Origin of the sequence: Corynebacterium sp. UMB6689 (assembly GCF_030215295.1) — a bacterium.
Lineage (GTDB): Bacteria > Actinomycetota > Actinomycetes > Mycobacteriales > Mycobacteriaceae > Corynebacterium > Corynebacterium aurimucosum.
Genome location: NZ_JASOLS010000092.1, coordinates 1 through 332, shown reverse-complemented (window position 1 = coordinate 332; position 332 = coordinate 1). Strand labels below are relative to the sequence as shown.

General features: G+C 42.5%; 1 protein-coding gene. It reads right to left on the bottom strand.

The annotated features are described in order from the left end of the window. The coding region (locus QP363_RS12795; RefSeq protein ID WP_284764765.1) for a hypothetical protein at window positions 1-332 on the bottom strand (332 nt) is incomplete at both ends.

Here is a 332-nt window from a genome sequence, read left to right as displayed (position 1 = left end):
CATCCCTTTCAGCAACTCGAGCCACTGGTGCTCGATAGACAGGAGACCCTGTCCATGTTGAGGATAATTTTACATTCTCAAGTGGCTGACTTGCCCTTGCAAAAAAACTAAAAGTAATCACATCACCATTTTTAACAGCTATATTTTGATGACTACCATTATAGCCATGTTGCGTTGATCGAACTTTAAGGCCTCTGAACTCCTCTGACTCAATATGCCAGTTAGAACCGTGATGCCAGGTATTACCTTTGTCACTCCAGTCTCTTGTTCCAGTCATGAGGTTTAACCCATCAAAGGCGGTTGGGATTTTCCCTTCAACTTGTATTATCTCA